Below are 1,281 nucleotides of genomic sequence, written 5' to 3' on the forward strand. Positions count from 1 at the left end.
GCACCGCCCTCGTTCGTGAGGCGTATATAGTCGCCACCAACCAGAACTGTCAACAGTCATCGACGATGTTTTTTTGATTTCTCGTGGAGATATCCACGGGGCGGAAATTCGTGAGCTGGCTTGGCTGAAATTGTGAGTGGTGTTCCGCTGAGGATCACTCTTCTACCAAGCTCCCACCTAGGCGGCGGCAGGTGCGTGCCATCGGCCTGAGAATCGCCTCCTGGCGAGTGTCGATCCCCACGCCAGCCTAAGCAGCGCTTCAGAGCCGGCCTTCCAGCAATTCCGCCGTGATGTTGCGGCCGGCGAAAAAATACCCAGGACCAGACCCGTTCGGCATCGACTGCGAAAGCAATGCTGACGGCACGTCGCCAGCTGATGATCCGCGGACCAGGCATGATCTCGACCCGCTCTGTGCCGCACTGTGGAAAAGTCGACACGCTCAGGCAATGGTCGCGCATGCCGACAACGAAATTCCAAGCGATCGCCGGCGACGCACGGGTCGGCTACGTCGTCATAGAACTGGCCGAGTTCAGTTCCGCCTTGGGGTGGAAGACAATGCGGTACTCCATTGCCTATTTGGCTTTCGCCTGCTTCGCGTGATGACGCGCCTCGAGTCGCGAAAAAACCGTCTCGACAGGGATGCCCTTAGCCGGATCCTGCCGGAGCTCGGTCAGGCGCGCCGGAACCTCCTCGCGCAGCCCATCTCTCCCGCTCCGCCTCGAAATCCTCGAGCATACGTAGCCCGGCGCGAACATCTCAGGCATTGTTGTAGCGGCCTGATTCGAGCTGCTTCCTGATGAAGCTCTCATAGTGGTTCGTTCAGAGCGTAGTCGGGCACGGCAACCTCCTGGAAGATTATGGCGCCGATCAAGCCCGGTAGCAATAATAGCAATGATTGGAAGCGCACGATCACGGTTCGTTTTCCAAGATCTGATGGCGAGAGAATGGTTCGTCGCCTGGTTTTGCAGGGTCCAAAGCGTCCGGTCATCATCGCGCCGGCGCGTGGCGGTTGCCGCGCTGACAGAGCCGGGAGCCAACCGGCTTCGCGTGGGCAAAGGTGCCGAATACAAAAAGGCTTGCGAGCTACTGGCGGTTGGGGGTCATGATTTGGCTTTTCTGTCCCACGGCGTCGGCTTCGCCTGCTTCCGACCCCTGGTGCAGGTTAAAATCGCCATCGACCACGGTCCGAACGCAAAAAGCCCGCGTGAAGTGAACTGACCCCATAAAGTTGGACGGTTCATTGAGCTGGTAGGTTTAAGGGCTGGTTCCTGTATTGCACAG

At 58.7% G+C, this 1,281-nt stretch carries 1 protein-coding gene; it reads left to right on the top strand.

Annotation, left to right across the window (positions count from 1 at the left end; genetic code table 11):
• The first annotated feature begins 393 nt into the window (after nucleotides 1-393).
• Nucleotides 394-600, top strand: a complete 207-nt coding sequence (locus NKI61_RS32770; protein ID WP_155923365.1) for a hypothetical protein — start codon at nucleotides 394-396, stop codon at nucleotides 598-600.
• Nucleotides 601-1,281 lie beyond the last annotated feature (681 nt).

The sequence above is a fragment of the Mesorhizobium sp. M0514 genome (assembly GCF_040321145.1).
GTDB lineage: Bacteria > Pseudomonadota > Alphaproteobacteria > Rhizobiales > Rhizobiaceae > Mesorhizobium.

What these genes read in the sequence shown, in the direction of transcription:
- NKI61_RS32770 (WP_155923365.1), top strand. Translation starts at nt 394, where the DNA reads ATGATCTCGACCCGCTCTGTGCCGCACTGTGGAAAAGTCGACACGCTC.